The following is a 24,859-nucleotide window of genomic DNA, read 5'->3' as shown; positions in this document are numbered from 1 at the left end:
AAGATTTCTATATAGAACACAGGATAACAAGATGAACCAAGTACAAATTTTAGCGAGTGTCCAAACTTTTTTGCAACGTCAACACGGTCATTTTATTCATGGACAACATATTGAAGTCGATGATACGCGTACTCGAATTGAGCTGGTTAACCCAGCAACGGAACAGCCTGTTTCAAGTATTGCGATTGGGACTAAACTAGATGTTGAGGCCGCTGTAAACAGTGCGCAAGATGCTTTTCTACATGCTTGGGCCAATACATCACCTTATGAGCGTGGGCAAAAGCTGAATAAGCTTGCTGATCTGGTTGAACAGCATGCGGAGGAATTAGCACAACTAGAAACTTTGACTACAGGCAAGTTGATTAATCTTTCTCGACACTTAGAAGTTGCTCAGACTGTCGTGTTTTTAAGATATTTTGCTGGTTGGGCCACCAAGATTCATGGTCAAACCATGCAACCTTCTATTCCCTCAGCCAATGGTGAAAAATATACAGCTTATACAGTGCGTCAACCTGTTGGGGTTGTGGCAGGAATCGTGCCGTGGAATTTTTCCTTGATGATCGGATGTTGGAAGATTGGTTCGGCATTGACAACGGGTTGTACAATCGTGCTTAAACCTAGTGAGTTCACAACACTTTCATTATTACGTTTAGCCGAGCTTGCAATAGAAGCAGGCATCCCCGCAGGTGTGATTAATATTGTCACAGGCACAGGAGAAACTGGCCAATATTTAATTGACTCTAAAAAGATTAAAAAAGTCTCGTTTACAGGTTCTGTACCCACAGGAATTGCGATTGGTAAACAAGCGATGCATAACGATTTAACCCGTGTCAGCTTAGAACTAGGCGGAAAAAATGCAGCTGCGATTTTAGCGGATACTCAAATCGATGAAATTTTACCAACACTGTTACAAGCCAGTTTTGTCCATCAAGGTCAAGTGTGTGCAGCACCAGAACGTTTTTTTGTGCATTGCTCTAAATATGAAGAGTTTATTCAAAAAGCAGCCGGAGCTCTTCAACAATTTAAAATAGGTTCACCACTGGATGAATCCTCTATGTTTGGTCCACTTTCAAATAAGCCACATTTTGAGAAGGTTAAACATTATCTGGATCTTGCTTATCAAAATAATCAAATCATTTGTGGTGGTAAAGTCATTGCAGGAACAGGCTATTTTGTAGAGCCAACTTTATTAACAGTGCGGGGTATTGACGATCCATTATTTATTGAGGAAACATTTGGACCTGTGGTGGATGTGATTGCTTTTGAAAGTGATGAAGAGTTAATTTCAATGATGAATCATTCTCGTTTTGGTTTAACTGCAAGTATATGGACCAATGATTTGGCGAAAGCTTTGCGACTCATTCCGCAAATTGAAGCAGGCTCAGTCTGGGTGAATATGCACACATTCCTTGATCCTGCCGTTCCTTTTGGTGGTGTCAAAGCGTCTGGTCTGGGTCGTGAATTTTCAGACGCATTTATTGAGGATTACACTGAATTAAAGTCAGTGATGATCCGTTATTAAAAATGCACAATATTATTTAAACTGGCAAATCCAGTTAGAAAAAGGTAGCAGCATCAATTGCTACCTGTAGGAGGATTTTGCCTCAACAATAAGGATATTGAAGATGAATAAGAAAATACTGGGTCTGATTTTTATTACGCATACAAGTTTTGCCAGTGATCTGCCAACTGTGAATTTAGGTCTATCGAGTTTTGTAGACGGTGCAGTTCCAGCAGGTAGTGGTTGGTATGCACAAACCTATTTTCAGAATTATCGCGCGGATAGTATTCGCGATACACATGGCAACAAAATCGCACTCCCTCAGTCAGAGATTGATTATCAATCGATTGTTCAGCAAATCAGTTATATGTCAGATATCAAATTGGGCAGTGGTAATCTTGGCTTAAATATGGTGATTCCTGTGCTGGCACATGTAGATGTGGATGATGGCCTCAATAATCAAGCTATTAAAGCAAATAGGGGACTAGGCGACATTATTATCGGCCCTTTTATCCAATTTGATCCAGTGATGGGGCAAGACGGGCCTAAGTTTTCCCATCGTTTTGAATTTCAAATTAATTTACCTACAGGTGAATATGATCATAATAAGGATATAAACCCTGGTGCCAATGCAGTGTCACTTGATCCATACTGGGCTGCAACCTATTGGCTGAATCCCAAATGGACACTTTCGACACGCTTACACTATCTTTATAACTTTAAGAATAATGATCCAAATTATAGTTTTGGGAATGCTGAAGACATAAAGGCTGGGCAAGCGTTACATGCCAACTTTGAAAGTAGTTATGCAGTCACACCACAGCTTCGGTTAGGAATAAATGGATATTGGCTCAATCAAATCACAGATACACAGGTGGATGGTGAAAATGTCAAAGGACGACGTGAACAGGTATGGGCGATCGGTCCAGGGGCGATGTATAGTTTTTCTCCCCATGACCATCTTGTTGCAAATGCTTATTTTGAACAAGATGCAGAAAATCGACCACAAGGGACCAGTATGATTTTTCGGTATGTACATCATTTTCAAAAATGATGGATTTGATAAGCTTTAAAATCGAAACAGCCCAATATATCTATATATTGGGCTGTTTCGATTAAAAATTAATAGGTTAAAGTCATACTTTGTTGTGTTGCTTGATCAATTTGCTTTTGGCTTACCGCATCATCCTTACATTGATAGTTTTCAAATAATGGGAGCTGATCGGCAAAGTGTGCATCGGTCTTTCCATTGCGATGAATAAATCCACTTTGACCTGGTGCAAGAATTGAACACATGCTGACGTGATTGGGATTGAGTACCACTCTAAAGGTTGCACTCCCTGTATTCCCATAGGTGCTCAGCTGTTGTTGATGCGCCTGATCAGCCCATGGAATACCCACTGAGTTTTTGTTGGAGAATCCCATTGTGGCAACAGGAATTTTCCAATCATTGGGTTGATCTGAATGATATTGTGTTGAAAGCTGAATTAAGGTGTTTTCCAAGGCAGTTAACACCACATCATCTGCTGATTGTCCTTTTAAGAAATCAACGGTTTGAGCAACACTGGCTTGTTTGCCTTGCAGCGCATTCCAGATCAGTTTAGATGCATTCGCAGGTTGTGTACTCCGTGGGTCATTATTTACTGGGTAAAGGGTATCTGTGTAACGCGCATAAATATTTTCAGATAAATTTGGTTTAAGCACCAATTCAATCATTTGATTGAGCCATGTACGCATAATGACAGGTGCTACGCCTTGATAGAATTTAGCCTCACTGTCAGGACGAAGTTTGAAGTCCCAACTCGCCAATATCGGTGCGATTTTCTTTGCTAAAGGTGATGCGTTCGGGCTTTGCGCAGCTTTGACCATATAGGGAATAAAATAACGCGCATTCAGATCCGACCAAGCGCCCATTTTATTGATATCCCAAATGTCTTGTTGGCTTAATTTTGCTTTACTTTCTAGGGGTTCAATCAGTTCATTGACACGGTCAACATGAGAGAAGTTGGAGGAATCGGAACGTAAATCCGCATAAGCTTTATTGTTCCAACTGCTAATATAGCCTTTTTCAGGGTTATAGGCTTTGGGATTATGTGAGAAATCATAGAAACCCTGCCATTCCATTGAGCCATCACCTTGAGCAGGCAGTTGAATATGCTGGTTTTCAGGGCGGATCGGTAAACGACCCAATGCAGCGACACCAATATTATTTTGGGTATCGGCATAAAACCACGTAATCGAAGCCGCGACACGTTTGGCTTGATCTAGGAATTCTTGCCAGTTGCTCGCTTTTGCTGCATTGGCCCAGCCCAGTAATGTTTCAATCTCTACACCTTCCCAGCTACGTTTTTGTGCATAGGCGGTATGATTTTTTTCATCCCATGTGCTGACAAAGCCTTGTTTACTTTGATACACATCTAAAACATGGTCTGGTTGATTACGGACTTTAATTTTGATCTGTTGATGTTCAAAGGGAATATAACTGCCTTGATAGCGGTACTGTTTTGAATTACTCGGATTTAAGCTGAGTTGATAGACGTCATTGGTATCAAGCGAACCGACAGTTGAACCCCAAGCAATTTTTCCATTGGTTCCAAATAGAATTGCAGGTAGACCGACAGGGGTAATCCCTGTGAGATTATAGCCCGCACCATGTAACCCAACCGCATAAGTAATGGCAGGCGTGTACCAGCCTTGTTGAGGGCCATTATATAAAACCGTTTGGCCTTCTACCGTTTTATCTCCTTTGACCACCCAAGCATTACTGGCTGTAGGGACGCCATCAACCACACTTTTACCCAATGCAATACGCGCTTGAGCTAAATAGTTTTTGGCTGCTTGGTCTGAGATAGGGGCTATACCTTTTAACATGTGTTGTTGACGTGCTAAAACTTGTGGTTTTGCTTTAGATTGAATAATTGTAGGAGCACTCGGATCATCTAACCAACGTAATTGCTGATAAACTTTTAATCCTGTTTCTGGACCTTTTTCTTTTTGTAGTTGAGTCAGTAAATCTAAATTTGAGACTTCTGAACTGGCTGAAAAAAAGCGATTGAGAATTAAGCCCACCCAGACCATTGCGATATCTTCTTGCTGCCATGTCGATGGTTTAAAGTCATAATCAATAAATTCTTTAGGCAACAGCTCCGGATTGGCTAAGACCTCTTGGACACGCTTATTAAAACCAGCGGCATAGCCATCGAAAATGGCACGATCTTCAGGAGAAAGTCGGGCAATTTGTTGTTTAATCTGTTCAGGATTAAAACGACTATGGGTTGCAATATCATATTGTAGATAATCAGGGCCGAGAACTTCAGCAACAGTGCCTAAACCTGTACGTTTTGACATTTCCATTTGAAATAAACGATCAGTTGCGACTGCATAAGCATAGCCATAAAAAAGACCATAAGTGTCCTTAGCATAGACATGCGGTGTGCCAAAATTGTCACGTTGAATCGTGACCTGTTTTTGCACTGGGTTTGATTCTAAACGAGAGGATGAACTACATCCCGCAAGCAATAAACAACTTAAAACACCTAATTTGATTAAGTGGTGTCTATCGCTTAGTTGATTATTTGAGGGTTTTTTTTTCAATTGAAATATCCTTTTCATTATTGTTGAGAAATAGAGTGTTGAGAAATAAATGCTTTTAGATGTTTTCTAAAAACAGCAGATTTATCGATATGCAGGTCCTGAATAAACAAAATGATTGTTATTTTTATATGTAATTTTCTATTACTTTGTGGGTATATATTTATACTTTTAAATAAAGAGGCCTATTTCAGAGTGTTTGGTACTGAGTTTTATTTCATCATTTTATTTTAAATATGCTTTATCAAGTCTTGGTGAAATGCCAAAAAATAAAGGGATATGTTCTATCCCTTTATGCTGTGTCAAAAATTAAGTGTCAAAACTCAGTCGTAAGAATTTCAGAGAGGAATTTTTCAAGTGCAGCATTGAATGCTTCAGGACATTCAATATTTGAAATATGCGATGCTTGAATTTCCACAAGTTGGGATTGCGGAATGTGCTGTTGCATAAATTGCCCATCTGCAACTGTAGTTACAGGGTCTTGCGTCCCTGCAATGACCAAAACTGGAATCGTGATATCTTTGAGTTGATTGCGGACATCCGCTTTAGCCAAAGCCTCACAACAATTGGCATAACCTATTGCGCTGCCAGCACTTAAGTCGTTACACAGATTATTGACAATTGCAGGATGACTTTGGATAAAGGGACCTGTAAACCAACGTGATGCAGCGGTTGCTGCGATGCTGGTTAAACCTTGTTCTCGGACTAGTTGAGCACGATCTAGCCATGCTTGTTCTTGTCCAATTTTTGCTGCGGTATTACTGATAACAACAGCATTAAATCGTTGTGGATAATGGATGGCTAACCATTGACCTGTTAATCCCCCCATAGAAATGCCACAGAAACTGGCTTTTTCAATATTTAAATGATCCAGTAATCGAATCACATCTTCAGCCAATTGGGGCAAGGTATAAGGACCTTGTGGCGCAGATGAAGAACCATGTCCACGGGTGTCATAGCAAATGACAAAAAAACGTTCTTTAAAATAATTGAACTGCTTTTGCCACATGCCATAGTTGGTCCCTAAGGAATTTGAAAAGACCAGTGCAGGGGAATTAGGGTTTCCAAAACTTTGATAATTAATCTGTGCATCCGCTGATTGAAAAGTTGGCATTGCTCGTTCCTTAATTTTGATCAACACGTTGAATAATGAGTGCAATCCCTTGCCCGACACCGATACACATTGAACATAGGGCATATTTACCTTTGATCTGTTCAAGTTGATTTAAGGCAGTGGTCACCAGTCTGGCACCTGATGCACCCAAAGGATGACCTAAAGCAATCGCGCCACCATTGGGATTGACGCGTGCATCATCATCGGCCAAACCTAAATCACGGGTGACAGCCAAAGCTTGGGCAGCAAAGGCTTCATTTAGCTCAATCACATCCATTTGCGCTAAACTAAGATCGGCTTGTTTAAGCAGTTTCTTGATTGCAGGCGCGGGTGCAAAGCCCATAATTCTTGGTTCAACCCCCACAGTGGTTGCTGCAATAATTTTCCCACGTGGTTTTAATTGGTATTTTTCTACAGCTTCATCTGAAGCAATCAATAAGGCCGCTGCACCATCATTAATTCCCGATGCATTACCCGCCGTGACCGTGCCATCAGCTTTTACCACACCTTTAAGTTTTGTCAGTGCGGCTAAAGTCGTTGATGCACGTGGATGTTCATCGGTATCCACAAGCACAGCATCACCTTTACGCTGGGGAATAGTGACGGGCACAATCTCATTTTTGAAAAAACCTTGAGCTTGTGCTGCCGCAGTACGTTGTTGGCTGTTTAGCGCAAACTGATCTTGATCCGCACGGTTAATATTGAATTGCTCTGCCACGTTTTCAGCAGTTTGTGGCATGCTGTCCACACCATACAATTCTTTGAGCTTTGGATTGATAAAGCGCCAGCCCATAGTGGTGTCTTCAATCTTTTGACTGCGTCCAAAAGCACTGTCCGACTTACCCATCACATATGGCGCACGGCTCATGCTTTCTACGCCACCGGCAATGATTAAATCAGCTTCGTTGGCTTTAATGGCGCGAGCTGCCATGGCAATCGCATCCAGTGATGATCCACATAGGCGGTTCACAGTGGTTGCTGGCACTTGATAAGGTAAACCTGCCAATAATGCTGACATACGCCCGACATTACGGTTGTCTTCACCGGCCTGATTGGCACAGCCATAAATCACATCATCGACTTGTTGCCAATCTACTGTTGGATTACGTTGTATCAATGCTTGAATTGGAATAGCACCAAGATCATCTGCACGGACTGGCGCAAGACCACCGGCATAACGACCAAATGGGGTACGGATGGCATCTATGATGTAAGCGTTTTTCATGTTGTTTATATCCTTAAATAATCTCCCTTGCGCTGCTACTACCGCAGCTCACCTCTTTGTAAAAGAAGAAGTTCCCCTCTTTCATAAAGAGGGGTTAGGGGAGATTTAATCATTCCGCAAGGGAGGGATTTATTATCCCTATGTCGCATCAATCAATGGAGCACCCGTCAAAGCCTGTAATTCTTCAAAGCTCAGACCTGCAACTTTTTCAAGCACTTTTAAACCCTCTGGGGTCACGTCAATCACACATAAGTCAGTATAGATACGATCAACACAATGCTTACCTGTCACAGGATAGCTCAGTTCTTCAACAATCTTAGGTTCACCTTGCTTGGTTACATGGTCTGTGGTGATAAAGACTTTCTTGGCCCCTACAGCCAAATCCATTGCACCACCTACCGCAGGAATCGCATCCGCCGCACCGGTATGCCAATTGGCAAGGTCGCCATTGGCCGCCACTTGGAATGCACCCAATACAGCAATATCCAAATGTCCACCACGCATCATGGCAAAAGAATCACCGTGATGGAAAAACGAGCCACCCGTTAGCATGGTGACATATTCTTTGCCTGCGTTAATCAGCTCAGGATCTTCTTCACCTTTGGCGGGTGGAGGACCAAAAGCCAATAAACCATTTTCAGAATGCAGGAATACATCTTTGTCTGTTGGCAAGTATTTTGAAATCTTGGTCGGTAAACCAATACCTAAATTGACATATGCACCATCGGGAATATCTTGGGCAACACGTTCAGCAATTTGGTCACGGCTTAGTTTTTGGTAGCTCATTGTTATTCTCCATTACCATTGGCTGCATCAACTGCAACCACATGCTGAACAAAAATTCCTGGGGTAATAATATGCTCAGGATCGAGCTGACCCAGTTCAACCACCTCTGAAACCTGTGCAATGGTGACATCTGCAGCCATCGCCATAATTGGACCAAAGTTACGTGCTGATTTGTTATAAACCAAGTTGCCCCAACGGTCGCCTTGATGTGCTTTAATCAGTGCAAAGTCTGCTTTAATCGGATATTCAAGTACGTAGTCTTTGCCATCGATATGTCGGGTTTCTTTACCATCTGCCAATAATGTACCAAAGCCTGTTGGGGTAAAGACTGCACCTAAACCCATCCCTGCGGCTTGAATACGACAGGCGAGATTACCTTGAGGAACCAGTTCCAGTTCGATCTTGCCTGCATGGTAGAGTTCATCAAATACCCAAGAATCAGACTGACGTGGGAAAGAACAAATGATTTTACGGACTGCACCTGATTTAAGCAGTTTCGCTAGACCGTAATCGCCATTGCCTGCGTTGTTATTGACAATCACCAGATCTTTAACGCCAAGTTCAATCAGCCCATCGATCAGCTCTGCGGGCTGTCCTGCTGTTCCAAAGCCACCAATCATAATGGTTGCACCATCTTTGATTTGAGATAGAACCTCAGACAACGAGAGCTTACTTTTATCAATCATAAGACGAACCTTTTATCCATGTTTTTAAATTTCTATACATGCCGTATTAGCAAAGATAGACATGTATAGAAACTTAAAAAACTGTGAGAAAGAACTTATCTCACAGTTATTTGGTCAATGAATTTACACCCGCTGCTTAATGGTCATCTTCTCGAATTGAAGACGGATGACGGTTTAAAGCAGTCACTTCGATATTCATATAAGGATATAAAGGCAATCCCTGTAAAATATTGTGGAGTTCTTCATTGCTCTCTACATCAAAAATACTGGTGTTTGAGTATTGGCCTGTAATACGCCAGATATGACGCCATTTCCCTTGACGTTGTAAATCTTGTGAATAAGCCTTTTCAATTGCTTTAATTTCATTGGCTTTTTCGACGGGCATATCGAGGGGGATGTGTACATCCATTCGTACTTGGAAAAGCATGTCAGCTCCTTGAATTATTGACGACGTAGGTTGTCGATTTTGTCTTCATCTAGTTCAATGCCGAGGCCCGGACCAGTTGGAATTTTGAGCTCAAAATTGCCATATTGAAGCGGTGTTTTTAAAATCTCTTCGGTCAGTAGCAGTGGGCCAAATAATTCAGTTCCCGCTGCGAGATTGCTAAATGTAGCGAAGGCATGTGCTGAGGCAATTGTTCCAACAGGACCTTCAAGCATAGTGCCACCATAAAGATCAATACCTGCCAGATTGGCGATTTTGCCAACTTCGCATGCTTCAATCAGACCACCAGATTGCGCAACTTTTACCGCAAAAACTGAGGCTGCATTGTTTTTTGCCAAGTTATAAGCACTTTGTGGACCAGTTAACGACTCATCTGCCATGATCGCGATATCAAACTTACGGCTAAGACGTTGCATAGCATCAATATTATGTATTGCACAAGGCTGTTCAATCAGGTCAACGCCACCATCTTGAAGCATTTGAATCCCTTTAATTGCATTCAGTTCAGACCAAGCACGGTTAACGTCTACACGAATTGAGATGTCTGCACCCAAGGCTTTTTTGATTGCCAATACATGCTCAACATCTTGTTCAACAGGACGTGAACCGATTTTTAACTTAAAGACATTGTGGCGTTTTAACGCAATCATTTTTTCTGCTTCGGCAATGTCTTTTTCGGTATTGCCCGACGCCAAAACCCAAAGCACAGGAATACTGTCACGTAAGCGACCGCCTAGAATCTCACTCAGAGGTTGACCTAAACGTTGCGCTTGAATATCTAATAATGCAGTTTGAACAGCACATTTCGCAAAACGATTACCGTTGATATTACGATGGATCACTTGCATTGTTTGGGCAATATTGGCACCAGACAGTGTTTTTAACAATGGTGCAAAATAGGTTTCAATATTGGTTTTTACACTTTCAGGGCTTTCTTCGCCATAACCTAAACCGCCAATTGTGGTCGCTTCACCCCAGCCAATTAAACCATCTTCAGTCGTGATTTTAATCAGGACCAAGGTTTGGGTTTGCATTGTCGCAACGGCCATCTTGTGAGGACGTATCGTTGGAATTTCGATTAACAGCGTTTCTATGGACTTGTACATCGTGGTTATTTCTTAAGTATCAATCTATTTATATACCCTAATTTAATGTAATATCTTTAACTAGGCCGATTTTGGTATTTTTAGATACTTAAAAGGTATATAAAAGGGATTTATAGAGATGGAATTAAGATATCTTCGTTATTTCGTTACGGTGGTCGAAGAGCAGAGTATTACCAAAGCTGCAGAAAAACTATGTATTGCTCAACCGCCCTTGAGCCGTCAGATTCAAAAGTTAGAAGAAGAACTCGGTATTCTTTTATTTGAGCGTGGCACACGTCCAGTAAGAACAACAGAAGCAGGGCAATTCTTTTACCAACATGCGGTACAAATTTTGACTCATACTGCGCAAGCTACCTCTATGGCGAAGCGTATTAGTTCAATGAATACAATTGTCCGTATTGGTTATGTCAGTTCATTGCTGTATGCGTTATTGCCTCAGGTAATTTATTTATTTCGTCAAAATAACCCTGATATTCAGGTTGAGCTGATTGAATACAGTACCAAGGATCAAATCGAAGCACTCAAACTCGGTAAAATAGATTTAGGCTTTGGTCGTTTAAGAATTAGTGATCCATCGATTAAGCGCATTTTATTATACAAAGAGAAATTAAAATTAGCCGCGCATAAAAATCATCATTTAACCAGTTATATTGATAAAGGTATTTATTTATCGCAAATTATCAATGAACCTATTTTTTCTTATCCAGCCACACAAAAGCCTAATTTTTCAACCTTGATTCAATCCATTTTTACCGAATTAGGCTTGGTACCGAAAGATATGGTTGAAGTTCGAGAAATCCATATGGCTTTGGGCTTGGTTTCATCTGGGGAGGGGATATGCATTATTCCTGAAAGCGCCAGTGAAATAGGCATGAAAAATCTGGTCTATATTCCGATTTTGGATATAGAGGCCTATAGTCCTATTTCATTAGCTGTGAGAAATATGGATCAAAGCCCTTATTTACCCAAGATTTTAGAGTGTATTCGACAGGTCTTTGAAGAAGAAGGGATTCCACTTCAACTGGATGGGGATTAATCGAGTATATGTTTGAACTGAGATCAATATAAAATCCCTTCATCCTCGCCTTCTCCCAACGGGAGAAGGGACTTTCAATATCAATATGATTCACTCAACATGATCATTTTTTTGATTTATGAATGAGATCTATTGAGTTAATGATTTTAAAATGACATTTTCGGTGTTTATCCTTGCATTCTTAATGAATTCGCAATGTATTGAAGTTCCTGTTCGTCATTGATTAAGCCTTGCTGGATGGTGGCAATTTGCTCTTGAAGATTGCTTAGCAGTTCTTGGCATTGTGCGATAACTTCATCGCTATATAGATCAAGCTTTTGCCACAAACTATGTGAGATCTCGCTATATAAACGGTCATGGCCAATGGCTAAGATCTCGGTTGCATCATCGGCATAAATCACTTCATAAGCCAGATGCTCAGCAAACTGTAACGGACTGAGAGGGGGATATTGCAGTTGATAATCCGATAAAGTATTAGCAATATGTTGTGATAGAAGCTGTTGAGCCTGTTGGGTCAGTTCACTATACAATTCATCCAATGCTTGCTGTTCGGAATGTTGCTCTAATAAGCTTGGCAGGGATGCAATCATACTGCGCCATGTTTGCGTAATGATTTGTTGTTTATGTTGTGCTAAAGCGCTCACGGCATTGCTTAGCTGCTGTTGTAATTGATGTAGTTGTGGCACAACCTCAAGTTGTAAGGGGGCTAGAATTTGCTCTTGTAAATGATGTAACAAGGCTTCCGCTGGTTTACGCTGTTTATAAGCCAGAGCAGGTTGGATTAAATGTAGAAGAGCGTCAAATAAACGATTAAAACCTGCATTTTGCATGGCCTGATCATTGAAATCCGCATTTTTCAACATCTGAGAGGAGGTTGAAATTGGTGATTGTAACAGTACAGGATCAACTTGCATTGCGATCAGTTGGTCAATAGCACGAGTATAAACATCGGTTTCTTGCAGATAACGTTGGTCAGACGTTTTATTGCATAGAATCTGGCAAATATTACCATCGACTTCATCTTCTTCAAAATAATCACTGCGTGTAAGCACTGGCAATAACGGTTTATGTCTACGTAATTCCTGACCCAAAGCCGCTAACTCTTTGACCTGACCGGGTGAGGAGGAACTACTGAGCCAAAGGACACCATCTGCACTATCCATAAAGCGTTGAGTTAATGCGGCATTTTCAGGCGTAACTGAATGGAGTCCTGGAGTATCCAGCAAAATGAGATTGTCCGCTAAGCAAACACCTTGTAAGCGTGTGGTGGTTTCTGTGGCACCTTCTTTAAAACGCTCCTGACTTTTAATAATTTCACCTGAGTCGAGATAAAAATATTCAATGCTTTCCTGACGCCTATGAAAACACTCTGCCAATACGTTACAGAATGAACTTTTACCAGCATTGAATTTTCCGAAAATCAGCAAAATAATCTTGTCGTCAAAATGATCTGCGATGGATTGGGCGGCATGTAGTGTCTCTAATTGTGTTTCCCAATGGCTGAGATAACTTTCAAGCTGCGAATTGAGTGTTGCAATGTCTTGGGCAATCTGACTATGTGATGTCAGTCCAATCGGATTGATACGTTGTTTATTGAGATTGATTGCCAGTTGCTGATGCCAAGTGTGCATCTTATTTAAATGTAGCATGATGTCGGATTCCTGCTGATCAAAAGCTTGGGTGCTCGCAATCAGTGTCTGAATCGAATCATGGGAATCATGGACGGTCATTATACCAGCTCCAAAGTGGTTGATGCCTGCTGGGCTTGTATGATGAGCTGCTGTTGCTGCTGAAAGTTAAGTAATTGTTGTTGCAACTCCATTCGATCAGAAGACAATTCAAAATAATGGGCAAATTCACTACGTAAACGTTCACGACCTGATTCTTCGACAAAAATAAGATTGAGATCTTTACGCAGTTTGACCGAGACCCCCATCACCGCAACCATGACCGTATCTAGACTACGGACATTACTTTTTTGCGTATCTGGTAAACCAATCACACCATAGCGCACCAAATGGCTATTGATCTCGATACAGGCACGAGAATAAGCCACTTGAATACGGTTACGATCACGTTTGCCTGCGGTCACTTTATACATATTGGCAAAAGAATCTGGTTCTAGCGAATTATCCTGCCCAGAGATCTGTAAGACCGGCTGTAAATCTTGACTCACTTTATCTAATATTTGATTGAGATCACGCTCAAAATTTTGGCGTTGTTGCTGTAAGCTTGCTGTCAGTTGCTGAATGTTACTTTGAATGTTTTCTAGCTGCTGGGATAAGCGCATTTTTAGATCAACAATGATCTGCTTTTTTTCAAATTGACGTATTGCGGGGACTTGCTCAAGCATCTGATGAAGTATGTGTTGTAGTTCGGGGATACCACTGCGTTGTACCAGTATAGGTTTGGAATTTTCGATCCCTTGACGGTGCCGTGTAGCTGATACAGGTAGTACAGTTGCAGTTGGTGCTTGATTTTGAATGCTATCGATAATCTGCGCTAAAACGGTTTGATCTGGAATTTGGTCAATTTGGGTAAGCAACAGTAAGCTTTGACGTTGAGTTTGCTTTGCATCTTGCTCGAATTGCTGGAATAAATGTAATTCATAAGGATCAAACTCACCCTCACGTACTGAATGGACCATTAGGCGAATATCGGCTTTATTCCACATTGCATCTTGAGCAAGTTGATCATCGATTGTAGCCACATCAGCATCTAAACCTGGTGCATCTAACCAACGGATATGATGTTGCAGATGTTCGGAGAGAGCTACCGTTTCTCGTTTATCCGCTACTGAGAAAATATCTTGACCAATAAGCTCATTTAACAGTCGGCTTTTACCATGATTATATTTACCAATCACTGTCACTGTCGGAAATTGGCCTGCCTGTAGAATGGCTCGTAGCCGAGCCAATGGTATCGTGTATTCAGGAAGTGCGGCTAAAACATGATTAGTCGCTGCATCAAAAGTATGAATATCCATTTAAATATCTTTTCCATAAAGTAAAACAGGCTAAACCGTTACAGCTAGCCTGATTTCAAGATTCACAATATGACTTTTAGCTGTATTAAGCTTGTAGGCGAGGGCGGTCAACCACATTGTTATCAACACCATCTACGAGGTGACTGAGTTTGAGGTCAAATACCATTTCAGCAAATGGGCCTTCAACACCGTTGGCTTGAATCGTTGCTGCATCAGTATGTTCGATTGCGTCAATCACAAGACCTTCACGTGTTGCATAGGCGAAGTCATCATAAGTGTATGGGTCACCAGCTACGTTAATTTGCGTAGTTAATTTGCGATGGCCTTCTGCTGTTACAAAGAAATGAATATGTGCAGGGCGATTACCATGGCGGCCTAACTGATTCAATAATTGTTGAGTTGGGCCATCTGGTGGACAGCCATAACCTGCAGGCAGAATGGTTTGTACACGATATTGACCTTGAGCATCTGTCATAATGGTGCGACGCATGTTAAAAGGCTGTTGTTCGCCAGTTGGATCAAAGTGGGAATAGAAACCTTTGGTATTGGCATGCCAGATCTCTACTTGTGCATTTGGCAGTGGTTGGCCATCTGCCGCGTAAATCGTGCCGTGTAAAATCAGGGTATGACCATTTGGATCACTGCCATCATCCATACGGGCAAAACCTTGTGCAACAGGGGCACCTGCGACATAAAGTGGGCCTTCAATGGTACGCGGGGTTGGGTTCTCAATACCCAAAGCAGCATCAATTGCATCCATACGCATATCAAGGAAGTGGTCAAAGCCTAAACCAGGAGAAAGTAAGCCTGCTTCATGGCTGGTGCCTAATTGGTTTAAATATGCAACTGCAGCCCAATATTCATCAGAAGAAATTTCTAAATCTTCAATGGTCTTAAATAAGTCAGAAACCACCCGATGAACGATTTGCTTAGTGCGAGGATTTCCACCTTCTTGCTCAAGTCCGCTGAGTAGATTAATGAAATTCTGTACTTCTTCCGTCTCGAAAATTCTAATATTATTGGCTGTCATGGCTATCTCCTTAATCTTGCCATAATGCTGGATCACGTTATCACTTTTAAGAGATGTTATGAGTTGAGCCAGCATCACTCCTGATATTGCTTCGTTGATGAATCCTTCTATATACCTTAATTGAATGTTATAGCCTTATCTAGACTGAATTCGGTATCTTTAAATACTTAAAAGGTATATTTATCTCAGCAAAGGGGAAAATTGTTATTATGAAATTACCTGTTGATAATGGTAATCTCAATACGCAGTTGATTAATTAATAAATTATTATAATTCAATTTCTTAATAGATGTTTACTACGTGGAAGTCATTAATCTATTTTAAAATATCATTGCTATGATGTAAAAGGTATAAATATATACCGCTTTGTACATGGAAAATTACATTAATAATTCCGATAATTGATCGTGGTGATGAATTCCCTTAACCATATCGGTTTGAATTTATTTGTATTTTAAGGGAGTACAAAAGTCTTTGTCTTGAGGATAAGACAAAGATCACCTTAGAACTTACACAACAAGAATTTCAAATATTCAGGAAAGGATTTCCCATGTTAAAGCCAGATTTGCTTTATAGAACTCAACGAGTTGCACTTTATACATTGTTTGGATGTTTGAGTATAGATACTGCTTATGCTGAGTTTTTAGAAGAGAGTAAAACCAGTATTTATTTACGTAATTTCTATATTGAGCGCGACTTCGAAGATACCACGAATGATCTGGGGAGTTGGTCGCAGGCTGCATCTGGACGTTTTGAGTCGGGTTATAGCGACACACCCTTGCAAGTGGGTTTAGATTTTGGTTTCCAATATGCATTACGTTTAAATGACCGTTATGATGAGCGCTTAGATACCGTTTTTAAATATGATCAAGACGAAGCTCAACAAGCACGAGATTATTTAAAATTAGGTGCAACCTTAAAAGTTAAATACCAAAATACAGAACTTAAAGTCGGTGAGCTTTTCCCAAAAACACCGGTTTTATTTATTGATGATTCTCGGCAATTGGTGACGACGTATGCAGGAGCAATGTTAGAAAGTCAAGACATTCAAAATTTAAAACTTTCCGCAGGCCGTTTTACCCATGTGAATGCCCGAGATGATGATGAATATAGAAAGTTCACTTTAGGTAACTCAACAGATCCCAATAAAAGAAGTGATGGTTTAAATTTTATAGGCTTAGACTATAAATTTACGCCGAGCTTGTCGGGTTCATATTGGTTTGGTCAGTTGGAAGATATTTATCAACAACACTATTTCAACGCGGTTTATACAGAAAAAGTCAATGAGACCAAGCTAAAAGTAGATGCGCGCTATTTTAATTATAAAGAGGATGGTGATGCTTATTTTGGAAACATCGATGTTCAATCTCTAGGATTACAAGCGAGTGTGCAAAATGGCCCAAATACATTTTTAGCTGGTATACAAAAACAAATGGGTGAGGACAATATTCCTCTTTTAAATGGTTATGTTCCGCAAGGATATTTACAGACTTGGTCTGCAATTGCTTTTTATAAAGCAAAAGAGTTCACTTGGCATGCCTTATATAGTTATGACTTTAAAGATCATGGTCTACCGGGCTTAAAGTTAACTTTGCGTTATTTAAATGGTAGTGACATTTATCGGGCTGGTTTTAAGGATAATAAAGAAACCGAGAAAAATTTGATTGTAAACTATACTGTTCCAGAAGGATGGTTAAAAGGTCTTGCGGTAGAGTGGCGCTATATTGATGCTGATATTAAATATGGTGTTGGAAATATGCCAGGCAAGGATTTTGTGGAAAATCGTTTTATCACAACCTATACCTTTAAATTCTAATTTTTGCTTAATCCGATAAATCAAGTGATGCCCCTATTAAAAATAAGGGGCATCATCTTTAGCAGTCAGGATATTTAAGAGTCCAAGTATAGTTAACCTGTAAAAACTGAGACACAAGAATATAATTTCTCTTAATTAATATTTTTAATTAAATCAATTATATGGAGAAAATAAGTTGTTTGATTCTAAAAAGCTTGCAATGCCACACCTTACATTCAAAGTTTAAATATCTTTGCGTAGGCGATGCCTCTCTTTTTAGAGATAAAAAGGGACAAAAATCTTCCGTTTAACAGGGCTCTTGCGCTGCAAACAAAGCAGTGCTTTATTTTTGCTCATATACCCCCGCTCAACGGCGACATCCTTGTCGCCCCACGGTAGGATAAGTATCTATGCTTCAAAAGCACAAAAAGTGAATTGATAACCAGCAGTTTCTAAAAGTTTATACAAATACTTAAGTTTCATTTCTGATCAATGACTTGATGCAAATCAGTTGTATAAATATTTAGGTGGTTTGGCTATAAATAAGGATAAGCATAGTTAAATGCTTATCCTTTCTTCGCTAGTCAGATCATCAATAGGTATATGCCTAATAGGCAAAACTAAGCATTAATCTAAACAAACCCGCAATTAAAGCCAATGCTGCAAAACCGAAACACCACAACAAAATAAACCATGTTGCAGGGTTGAGTTGTTTGATGTATTTGTTCATCTAAAACTCCTTGATCAATGATAGCCTTCATCACCAATACGGACTTTGTCTCGGAAAACCCAATAAGACAAGAAGGTATAAGCGATAATAATTGGGATCAGAATTGCCGCACCGACCAAGGTAAATTTAAGACTTGATTCTGGTGCAGCGGCTTGCCAAATTGAAACTGAAGGTGGAATGATGTTTGGCCATAAACTAATTACAAATCCAGTAAATGCCAGAAAAACCAATGCCAGCGTATAAACAAAAGGTTTGATCTCATGTCGTTGCTTACAGGCATGTAAAATTAAACCAGAAAAGAGTACAACTAAAATAGGCACAGGGCTGAAATAGATAAGGTTTGGTGATGCAAACCAGCGCTGGGCAATTTCAGGATGTGTGATCGGGGTATAGATACTGACGGCAGCAAAAATAATCATTAACGTGATTAACAGCTTTGGCATTAGCGTATACATGATGTCTTGTAAACGCGCTTCCGTTTTTAAAATCAACCAGCCACAACCTAAAGTGGCATACATGACCACAACACCTAAACCAGTGAAAAGTGAAAAAGGGGTAAACCAATCCCATACACCGCCACTATAAATACCCGCAGTGGTTTGAATACCTTGGATATATGCACCAAGGATAACCCCTTGGAAAAAGCTAGATAAGATTGATCCCCAAATAAAGGCTTGATCCCATAAGTATTTGGTTCGAGTTGCTTTAAAGCGGAACTCGAAGGCAACACCACGGAAAATCAATGCGACCACCATAAAGATAATGGGAAGGTATAAAGCAGAGAGTACCGTAGAATAGACCAGCGGAAAGGCTGCAAATAATCCCGCACCGCCAAGCACCATCCATGTTTCGTTACCATCCCAGACAGGGGCGACCGTATTCATCATGACATCACGCTCTTGCCGGTCTGGAATAAATGGAAAGAGAATTCCAATACCTAAATCAAAGCCATCCATCACCACATAAATCAGTACACCTAAACCGATAATGCCGACCCATATTAAAGCGAGATCAATCATGATGTTTCTCCTTATTTTGATCTAGCGGCGGTTGCTGTCCATCGATTGGATCATCCACAGCACTGAGTGGTCGTAATGGGGTTTTAAAATGCCCTAAACCGGTTATTTCATGATCTAAACGCGTTAAAAACTCAGGTCCAGATTTCATGAGTCTGAACATATAATAAATCCCAGCACCAAATACAACGGTATACACCAGTACAAAAATGATCAGACTGAGTCCCACTTGGTCTGCTGTTACTGTATGCGATAACGCATCTTTGGTACGCAACACGCCATAAACCACCCAAGGCTGTCTTCCCACTTCCGTAGTAACCCAACCTGCGAGTAAAGCGATATAACCCGTTGGACCCATCACAATGGCGAATTTATGAAACCATGTAGACTCGTATAGCCGATTCTTTTTGCGTAGCCATAAGGCTGTTAAGGATAGCAATACCATTAACATGCCAAGACCTATCATGACACGGAAACTCCAAAATACGATAGCTACATTTGGGCGATCTTCAGCTGCAAAATCCTTTAATCCAGTAACTTCGCCATCTAATGAGTGGGTTAGAATCAAACTACCTAAATAGGGAATACCGAATTCAGTCGTATTTTTTTCTTGTTGCATGTCTGGTGTTGCAAACAGCAAAAGTGGCATCGCGTGATCACGGTTGGTTTCCCAGTGTCCTTCAATTGCTGCCAATTTCGCAGGTTGGTGTTTCAAGGTGTTTAAACCATGGTTGTCGCCAATAACCACTTGTAAACAAGAGGTTACCAACACCATCCATAAACCCATAGAAAATGATTTTTTAATTAATTCATCACGGCGTCCTTTAAGCAGATGCCAGCCAGCTGTGCCTACAACCAATAATGAGGAAACTAAAAATGCAGCAGTTGCCATATGTGCAAAGCGATAGGGGAATGATGGGTTAAATACAATTGCCCACCAGTCCGTCGGGACAATGATGCCATTTTCAATTGCAAAACCTTGTGGTGTTTGCATCCAACTGTTGGAGGATAAAATCCAGAACATTGAAATACAGGTTCCAATAGCGACCATGAGTGTGGCAAAAAAATGTGCTTTTGCGGTGACTCGGCCCCAACCAAAAAGCATAATTCCTAAGAAGCCAGCTTCTAAGAAAAATGCGCTTAAAACCTCATAGGTGAGTAATGGCCCCGTCACACTCCCTGAGATACGCGAGAACTCACTCCAGTTGGTACCAAACTGGTAGGCCATGACAATGCCTGAAACAACACCCATAGCAAATGCAACAGCAAAAATCTTAATCCAGTATTTGAATAGGTCTTTGTAAACAGGGTTTTGTGTACGCAACCATTTCCATTCCAGCAGTGCAAGGAAACAGGCTAAACCAATAGAGGTTGCAGGGAAAATAATGTGAAAAGACACAGTGAAAGCAAACTGAATTCTTGCCAGTTCTAGTGCAGTTAATCCGAGACTCATTGCATGCCCCATCGTTGCTTGAGGCATTGGATCGCTATAGACCCATGACCGTCATGATTAAGTTTGGAAAAAACAATAGATCGTTCCATAAAAACTACCTACTTAGAAATAATGGTTAGGGTTTGTTGATATTTCATAAATGGCATGCGTTGTCGCAATTATCGCCGACCTTTCAACAGACCCTATGATCTTGCACCATAATTTAGATTGGCTGTAGGTACAGAAAATGAGGAGAAAAAATATAACAGATTTTTAAAAAATGGCTAAACTGTTATATTTTTATCGGCTGCTTTTGTAGCTATTTTTTTTCTTTAATGCACTGCAAACTACGGATATATCACTCAATTTTAAGTTGAAAAAGGTATGTACCGTTAAATTTACCTTGAGTCATGATGAATATACGGATGTAAATAACAGTGTTTTATACAATATCTGAGTTAACCACCATCAAGCGCACGAGCTACCAAATCAGCTTGATTATAGCGATTTGGGGTTTTGCATATATGTTGCAAAAACTGTTGAATTTACCCATTGCGTCAGGTGTTTTAGGTTTTTTTATATTGCTAATTTTATTGCAAATGCAATGGCTCAATTTGGAAAAGGTGAGTCTAGGTGCAGATATTCTGTTGGGTGAGCTGTTACTGTTTTTTATTCCGCCAGTGGTCGGTGTGATTCAGTATCAGCAATTGCTTTTGATCAGTGGTTGGAAAATATTTCTGGTGATTTTACTCAGTACCGCTTTGGTGATGGCAAGCTCTGTGTTGATGGTGAAAATATTCTTGCAACAGGATGATGTGGAATGACGGAGTTGTGGGGGATTTTTTACTTGCTGTGGACGGTACTGTGTTACTTCGTGGCAAAGCACTTATTTGTTTTTACCCAGAAAATATATTTTTCTCCGATTATTGTGGTACCGAGTCTCAGTATTATTTTGATCTTTATATTTCAGCATCGCTTTCAAGACTATTACCTATACACCCAATATTTGGTTGCCATGTTAGGACCAATTACAGTGGCATTTGCGATTCCTGTATTTCGTTATAGAGCGATCGTCAAACAGTATTTTTTCGTTTTAATCGTCAGTTCTAGTGTGTCTATGCTGGTGGGGATCTTAAGTAGCTGGCTATTGGCAAGTATATTCAATTTTGACGAAATTTTGAAAAATAGTCTTTTGGCACGTTCGATTTCTATTCCATTTGCTTTGGAGTTGACTGAAAAGATTGGCGGCTCAATCAGTTTAATTCCCTTGTTTACGGTCATAACAGGCTTAGTGGGGATGTTATTTGGTGATTTTTTACTGTTATGGATGCGCTATAAAAACCGTATTGCTCAAGGCGCTGCTCTAGGAAATGCCGCTCATGCGATGGGGATTGCGCGAGCAAGACAACGCCATGAGTTAGAAGGGGTGATTGCCAGTCTATCCATGATTATTTCAGGGATCATCATGGTGTTATTTGCGCCATTTATGATTTCATTGATTAAACATATTGTTTGATTTCATTTTATTTAGATTGAAAAATAACATTTAAGAATGAAGTCTAGACTGCATCTAAAGACAGTATCCAATGTGTAACGTAAGTGATTTACATCAATATTTATTTTAAACCTCAGTGTGGGATTTTGTGATGGTGCAGATTTTGCGCTACATATTTAATTGTATTTAGCCCTTGTCATATTCTAGAGAGGGTGATTTTATATTGGGATCATCAAAGGGATGATCGAAAGCAACTGCTGGATTTGGAATAGGCTTATGGATGGGTTATCTGAATTTTCTTGGCAAAATATCAAATATAACTTTTACAATACTGGAGAACTACCAGAGATTGTGCAACGAGATTCACCTATTTTACAGCTTTGGGAAAGTGCAAAAAATTCGGGCTTAAGTCCTTTCTCCAAAATCACTGACTTACACGAGTTTCCTGTCGCTGACCTTTCACAGGGCGATATAAAATTAGCCGCATTGGCTGAAGGTGTATTAAATGATGTCTGGCGCTTATTTGGGCAACAGGATGTTATCGTTTTCTTAATTAATCATCAGCTTAAAATTATTGCTGAACGTCACAATCCTGATTTAGATGACCAATATCATTATTTATGCACGGGTCGTATTATTGAGCCCTCTGTGTTTGGTGCGATTGCACCGACATGTAGTGTGATGTCTAAACAGCCTATGATCATGACAGGGCATCAACATTATCTGGACGAATTTTCAAATTATTCTTGTGCATCGGTTCCGATATTCAATGGCTGTGGTGATGTGCTCGGCGCTTTAGATATCACTTCACCACAAGGGCTTTTGGCGAGCAATTGGTTGCGTCACTTACTTTACCAAAGTTATATTTTGGAAAATAAGATTATTCAGGCAGCGCTACAACCTGATCAACGGGTCCTTTATTTTCAACATTCCAAAGATTTGCTGGACAATGCCTATACGGGCATGATGGTACTGGATCAATCAGGAAAAATCCTCAAAGCCAACCAAATGGCGTTGAAATTGCTGAATTGCTCTATTGAGCAATTGTTGCAGCAACCAATGGATCATTTTTTACTCACTGAGCATTTGAATCCATTAAATTCGAGTGATTGTTTTTTAATTCAAAGTTTTGACCATGCATTTTTTTATGCCCAGCTACGTAGTGTGAATGGGCAGTTGCAGAATAAAACGAGTAAAATCACGACACAGCATTTGCTTGATCAAGCGCTGAAAGCATTAAAAGCCGATATTCCTGTATTGATTACCGGAGAAACCGGCACAGGTAAGGATCATTTTGCTCAGCAGCTACATCAGAGGCTTGATGTGGATTTGCCTTTTATTTCAATTAATTGTGGTGCAATACCAGATCATTTGCTTGAAGCAGAATTATTTGGTTATGAAGGCGGCGCTTTTACAGGTGCTAAACGGCAAGGTGAACAAGGTTTAATTGAACTGGCAGATCAAGGCATACTCTTTCTCGATGAGATTGGTGATTTGCCTTTACATTTACAAGTGAAAATTTTAAGAGTGTTACAAGATCAGCAGTTCTATCGAGTTGGAGGACGTAAACCGATCAAATCAGCATTTAAACTGTTATGTGCAACACATCAGGATTTAAAAAATAAAATACAACAGCAGTCATTCCGCCGTGATTTATATTATCGTATTTGCGGTTTTCAGGTACATTTACAACCCTTACGCTTACGTCAAGATAAACAGGTCATTTTACATCATGTTCTGGATCAATTCGGCATAGCGCAATGGTCGAGCCATGTAGAACAACAATTTAATAGGCACACATGGGAAGGAAATATTCGTGAATTAATTCATGTGGTGAAGCTATCCGCAGCGTTTAAAGACAGTGAAATTTTAAATCATTTATATTTACCTGAAGCTGATTTAGCGATTAATGAACAAAGTGAGCAACTGATATTAGATGAAAATAAAAACTTAAATAGCTTGACCAAGCAAATGATTGTGCAGGTGTTACAAGAAGAAAATGGCAATATCGCAAGGACAGCGAAACGCTTAAACATTTCAAGAACAACGATATATAAATATATTGGCAATTAATTGTAATTTTTTATTCAGTCCTCTAGTGCATTTTTTATAGATTCAGCTGAAATACAGCCTGAAAAATTCAAGATGCTCTATCCTTTACTTGTCGATGTGCGTTTTTTCTATTAATTAATAGTCTTATAATTAAAAGAATGAAAAGGACTAAAGTTATTAATAGGTATATATTTCCATGAAAGATGTGAGCCCTATAGCCTTCAAAAATGAATTTAAAAGGCAATTCTTGTTGAGTGTAACCAATAAATGCTTTTCCAAAAAAGTAGCTTAAAATTAAAGAATATAGACCTGTAAATACAAAAAAAGAGAGAACTTTATTAATTTTATCTTTTATAAAAAAAATAGAATTTAAGCTTAAAGATATAATTAATATTGAAAAAACAGCAGAATAAACGTTAATCCAGTATTCATAATTTTCCACGACTTCACCATACTAAAGCTTTTTTTATAAATTCAGTTGAAAGAGAGCCTGAAAAATTCAAGACGCTCTATCCTTTACTTGTCCATGTGGGTTTTTCTATTAATTAATAGTCTTATAATTAATAGAATGAAAAGGACTAAAGTTATTAATAAATATGTATTCCCTTGGAATATATGAGAATTATATCCTTTATAAATAAACGTTGGTAAAAGTTCTTGTTGTGTATAACCAATTGAAGATTTTTCAAAAAAGTAACTTAAAATTAAAGAATATACACCTGTAAAGACAAAAAAAGAGAGTACTTTATTAATTTTATCTTTTATAAAGAAAATAGAGTTAAGACTTAATGAAGCGATGAATAATGTGAGAATTACAGAATAAACAGTAATAT

General features: G+C 39.7%; 21 protein-coding genes. 7 read left to right on the top strand and 14 right to left on the bottom strand.

The features are described 5' to 3' along the window. Nucleotides 1-31 precede the first annotated feature (31 nt). Together AC2G3J_RS12555 and AC2G3J_RS12550 are read left to right on the top strand one after the other, a co-directional pair. The gene (locus tag AC2G3J_RS12555) at nucleotides 32-1,522 is read left to right on the top strand and encodes an aldehyde dehydrogenase family protein (RefSeq protein WP_224965224.1); all 1,491 of its coding nucleotides are present in this window, start codon (nucleotides 32-34) and stop codon (nucleotides 1,520-1,522) included. 103 nt (nucleotides 1,523-1,625) lie between these two features. Further along, nucleotides 1,626-2,555, top strand: a complete 930-nt coding sequence (locus tag AC2G3J_RS12550; protein ID WP_419820614.1) for a SphA family protein — start codon at nucleotides 1,626-1,628, stop codon at nucleotides 2,553-2,555. A gap of 68 nt (nucleotides 2,556-2,623) precedes the next feature. Here AC2G3J_RS12550 and AC2G3J_RS12545 read toward each other — a convergent pair whose 3' ends face one another. The 7 genes from AC2G3J_RS12545 to AC2G3J_RS12515 all read right to left on the bottom strand — a co-directional run bounded on the left by AC2G3J_RS12545 (nucleotide 2,624) and on the right by AC2G3J_RS12515 (nucleotide 10,454). After that, nucleotides 2,624-5,113 carry a penicillin acylase family protein gene (locus tag AC2G3J_RS12545; RefSeq protein WP_483770070.1) on the bottom strand — a complete coding sequence of 830 codons (2,490 nt, stop codon included), beginning with the start codon at nucleotides 5,111-5,113 and terminating at the stop codon, nucleotides 2,624-2,626. A gap of 295 nt (nucleotides 5,114-5,408) precedes the next feature. Next, on the bottom strand, nucleotides 5,409-6,206 hold the full coding sequence (pcaD, locus tag AC2G3J_RS12540; RefSeq protein ID WP_483770069.1) for a 3-oxoadipate enol-lactonase: 798 nt from the start codon (nucleotides 6,204-6,206) through the stop codon (nucleotides 5,409-5,411). A gap of 10 nt (nucleotides 6,207-6,216) precedes the next feature. Further along, nucleotides 6,217-7,431, bottom strand: a complete 1,215-nt coding sequence (pcaF, locus tag AC2G3J_RS12535; RefSeq protein WP_483770068.1) for a 3-oxoadipyl-CoA thiolase — start codon at nucleotides 7,429-7,431, stop codon at nucleotides 6,217-6,219. 138 nt (nucleotides 7,432-7,569) lie between these two features. Beyond that, nucleotides 7,570-8,217: a 3-oxoacid CoA-transferase subunit B gene (locus AC2G3J_RS12530; protein ID WP_483770067.1), complete on the bottom strand. Its 648-nt coding sequence runs from the start codon at nucleotides 8,215-8,217 to the stop codon at nucleotides 7,570-7,572. Between the two features lie 2 nt (nucleotides 8,218-8,219). After that, nucleotides 8,220-8,903 carry a 3-oxoacid CoA-transferase subunit A gene (locus tag AC2G3J_RS12525; RefSeq protein WP_327858467.1) on the bottom strand — a complete coding sequence of 228 codons (684 nt, stop codon included), beginning with the start codon at nucleotides 8,901-8,903 and terminating at the stop codon, nucleotides 8,220-8,222. Nucleotides 8,904-9,039: 136 nt separating this feature from the next. Continuing rightward, entirely contained in the window at nucleotides 9,040-9,330 is a 291-nt protein-coding gene (gene catC, locus AC2G3J_RS12520) for a muconolactone Delta-isomerase (RefSeq protein WP_004820442.1), read from the bottom strand. Nucleotides 9,331-9,344: 14 nt separating this feature from the next. Beyond that, nucleotides 9,345-10,454 carry a muconate/chloromuconate family cycloisomerase gene (locus AC2G3J_RS12515; protein ID WP_419360190.1) on the bottom strand — a complete coding sequence of 370 codons (1,110 nt, stop codon included), beginning with the start codon at nucleotides 10,452-10,454 and terminating at the stop codon, nucleotides 9,345-9,347. A 118-nt stretch (nucleotides 10,455-10,572) separates the two neighbouring features. Between AC2G3J_RS12515 and catM the strand changes: the two genes are divergently transcribed. After that, nucleotides 10,573-11,490 carry a cis,cis-muconate-binding transcription regulator CatM gene (catM, locus tag AC2G3J_RS12510; protein WP_034617960.1) on the top strand — a complete coding sequence of 306 codons (918 nt, stop codon included), beginning with the start codon at nucleotides 10,573-10,575 and terminating at the stop codon, nucleotides 11,488-11,490. 167 nt (nucleotides 11,491-11,657) lie between these two features. Here catM and AC2G3J_RS12505 read toward each other — a convergent pair whose 3' ends face one another. The 3 genes from AC2G3J_RS12505 to catA form a co-directional block, all read right to left on the bottom strand. Then, on the bottom strand, nucleotides 11,658-13,220 hold the full coding sequence (locus AC2G3J_RS12505; RefSeq protein ID WP_419820608.1) for a dynamin family protein: 1,563 nt from the start codon (nucleotides 13,218-13,220) through the stop codon (nucleotides 11,658-11,660). Beyond that, a complete protein-coding gene (locus AC2G3J_RS12500; protein ID WP_483770066.1) occupies nucleotides 13,220-14,476 on the bottom strand; it encodes a GTPase in 1,257 nt (418 codons plus the stop codon). Before AC2G3J_RS12500 ends, AC2G3J_RS12505 begins: the two co-directional genes overlap by 1 nt. An 85-nt stretch (nucleotides 14,477-14,561) precedes the next feature. Then, a complete protein-coding gene (catA, locus tag AC2G3J_RS12495; protein WP_336954088.1) occupies nucleotides 14,562-15,506 on the bottom strand; it encodes a catechol 1,2-dioxygenase in 945 nt (314 codons plus the stop codon). 550 nt (nucleotides 15,507-16,056) lie between these two features. On the opposite strand from catA, the gene AC2G3J_RS12490 reads away from it, so the two are divergent. Continuing rightward, nucleotides 16,057-17,322 (top strand): OprD family outer membrane porin, encoded by a 1,266-nt coding sequence (locus AC2G3J_RS12490; RefSeq protein ID WP_483770065.1) that lies wholly within the window; start codon nucleotides 16,057-16,059, stop codon nucleotides 17,320-17,322. Between the two features lie 586 nt (nucleotides 17,323-17,908). Here AC2G3J_RS12490 and AC2G3J_RS12485 read toward each other — a convergent pair. Genes AC2G3J_RS12485 through AC2G3J_RS12475 form a run of 3 tightly spaced genes read right to left on the bottom strand, consistent with a single transcriptional unit; the run spans nucleotide 17,909 to nucleotide 20,500 of the window. Then, nucleotides 17,909-18,031 (bottom strand): DUF2474 family protein, encoded by a 123-nt coding sequence (locus AC2G3J_RS12485; protein WP_004721553.1) that lies wholly within the window; start codon nucleotides 18,029-18,031, stop codon nucleotides 17,909-17,911. A gap of 14 nt (nucleotides 18,032-18,045) precedes the next feature. After that, nucleotides 18,046-19,050 carry a cytochrome d ubiquinol oxidase subunit II gene (gene cydB, locus AC2G3J_RS12480; protein ID WP_419329217.1) on the bottom strand — a complete coding sequence of 335 codons (1,005 nt, stop codon included), beginning with the start codon at nucleotides 19,048-19,050 and terminating at the stop codon, nucleotides 18,046-18,048. Then, on the bottom strand, nucleotides 19,043-20,500 hold the full coding sequence (locus tag AC2G3J_RS12475) for a cytochrome ubiquinol oxidase subunit I (protein WP_483770064.1): 1,458 nt from the start codon (nucleotides 20,498-20,500) through the stop codon (nucleotides 19,043-19,045). The genes cydB and AC2G3J_RS12475 overlap by 8 nt, the downstream gene beginning before the upstream one ends. A 410-nt stretch (nucleotides 20,501-20,910) precedes the next feature. On the opposite strand from AC2G3J_RS12475, the gene AC2G3J_RS12470 reads away from it, so the two are divergent. The 3 genes from AC2G3J_RS12470 to AC2G3J_RS12460 all read left to right on the top strand — a co-directional run bounded on the left by AC2G3J_RS12470 (nucleotide 20,911) and on the right by AC2G3J_RS12460 (nucleotide 24,047). Beyond that, nucleotides 20,911-21,303, top strand: a complete 393-nt coding sequence (locus tag AC2G3J_RS12470) for a CidA/LrgA family protein (protein WP_483771078.1) — start codon at nucleotides 20,911-20,913, stop codon at nucleotides 21,301-21,303. Beyond that, nucleotides 21,300-21,995, top strand: coding sequence for an LrgB family protein (locus AC2G3J_RS12465; protein WP_483770063.1), 696 nt, complete (start codon nucleotides 21,300-21,302; stop codon nucleotides 21,993-21,995). The genes AC2G3J_RS12470 and AC2G3J_RS12465 overlap by 4 nt, the downstream gene beginning before the upstream one ends. Nucleotides 21,996-22,250: 255 nt before the next feature. Next, on the top strand, nucleotides 22,251-24,047 hold the full coding sequence (locus tag AC2G3J_RS12460; protein ID WP_483770062.1) for a sigma-54-dependent Fis family transcriptional regulator: 1,797 nt from the start codon (nucleotides 22,251-22,253) through the stop codon (nucleotides 24,045-24,047). A 67-nt stretch (nucleotides 24,048-24,114) separates the two neighbouring features. Here AC2G3J_RS12460 and AC2G3J_RS12455 read toward each other — a convergent pair whose 3' ends face one another. Beyond that, nucleotides 24,115-24,468, bottom strand: a complete 354-nt coding sequence (locus AC2G3J_RS12455; protein WP_419329211.1) for a hypothetical protein — start codon at nucleotides 24,466-24,468, stop codon at nucleotides 24,115-24,117. Between the last annotated feature and the right edge of the window lie 391 nt (nucleotides 24,469-24,859).

Source organism: Acinetobacter legionensis (assembly GCF_057165765.1).
Note: the sequence above shows the minus strand (reverse complement) of the source record. Positions and strands in the feature narration are given on the sequence as shown.

Excerpts from the sequence above, each read along its gene's own strand:
- catC (WP_004820442.1), bottom strand. The coding sequence starts at position 9,330 with ATGCTTTTCCAAGTACGAATGGATGTACACATCCCCCTCGATATGCCC.
- AC2G3J_RS12485 (WP_004721553.1), bottom strand. The coding sequence starts at position 18,031 with ATGAACAAATACATCAAACAACTCAACCCTGCAACATGGTTTATTTTG.
- AC2G3J_RS12490 (WP_483770065.1), top strand. The coding sequence starts at position 16,057 with ATGTTAAAGCCAGATTTGCTTTATAGAACTCAACGAGTTGCACTTTAT.
- AC2G3J_RS12530 (WP_483770067.1), bottom strand. The coding sequence starts at position 8,217 with ATGAGCTACCAAAAACTAAGCCGTGACCAAATTGCTGAACGTGTTGCC.
- AC2G3J_RS12545 (WP_483770070.1), bottom strand. The coding sequence starts at position 5,113 with ATGAAAAGGATATTTCAATTGAAAAAAAAACCCTCAAATAATCAACTA.
- AC2G3J_RS12460 (WP_483770062.1), top strand. The coding sequence starts at position 22,251 with ATGGATGGGTTATCTGAATTTTCTTGGCAAAATATCAAATATAACTTT.
- AC2G3J_RS12550 (WP_419820614.1), top strand. The coding sequence starts at position 1,626 with ATGAATAAGAAAATACTGGGTCTGATTTTTATTACGCATACAAGTTTT.
- catM (WP_034617960.1), top strand. The coding sequence starts at position 10,573 with ATGGAATTAAGATATCTTCGTTATTTCGTTACGGTGGTCGAAGAGCAG.
- pcaF (WP_483770068.1), bottom strand. The coding sequence starts at position 7,431 with ATGAAAAACGCTTACATCATAGATGCCATCCGTACCCCATTTGGTCGT.
- AC2G3J_RS12465 (WP_483770063.1), top strand. The coding sequence starts at position 21,300 with ATGACGGAGTTGTGGGGGATTTTTTACTTGCTGTGGACGGTACTGTGT.
- AC2G3J_RS12475 (WP_483770064.1), bottom strand. The coding sequence starts at position 20,500 with ATGAGTCTCGGATTAACTGCACTAGAACTGGCAAGAATTCAGTTTGCT.
- AC2G3J_RS12505 (WP_419820608.1), bottom strand. The coding sequence starts at position 13,220 with ATGACCGTCCATGATTCCCATGATTCGATTCAGACACTGATTGCGAGC.
- cydB (WP_419329217.1), bottom strand. The coding sequence starts at position 19,050 with ATGATTGATCTCGCTTTAATATGGGTCGGCATTATCGGTTTAGGTGTA.
- AC2G3J_RS12515 (WP_419360190.1), bottom strand. The coding sequence starts at position 10,454 with ATGTACAAGTCCATAGAAACGCTGTTAATCGAAATTCCAACGATACGT.
- AC2G3J_RS12500 (WP_483770066.1), bottom strand. The coding sequence starts at position 14,476 with ATGGATATTCATACTTTTGATGCAGCGACTAATCATGTTTTAGCCGCA.
- pcaD (WP_483770069.1), bottom strand. The coding sequence starts at position 6,206 with ATGCCAACTTTTCAATCAGCGGATGCACAGATTAATTATCAAAGTTTT.
- AC2G3J_RS12525 (WP_327858467.1), bottom strand. The coding sequence starts at position 8,903 with ATGATTGATAAAAGTAAGCTCTCGTTGTCTGAGGTTCTATCTCAAATC.
- AC2G3J_RS12555 (WP_224965224.1), top strand. The coding sequence starts at position 32 with ATGAACCAAGTACAAATTTTAGCGAGTGTCCAAACTTTTTTGCAACGT.
- catA (WP_336954088.1), bottom strand. The coding sequence starts at position 15,506 with ATGACAGCCAATAATATTAGAATTTTCGAGACGGAAGAAGTACAGAAT.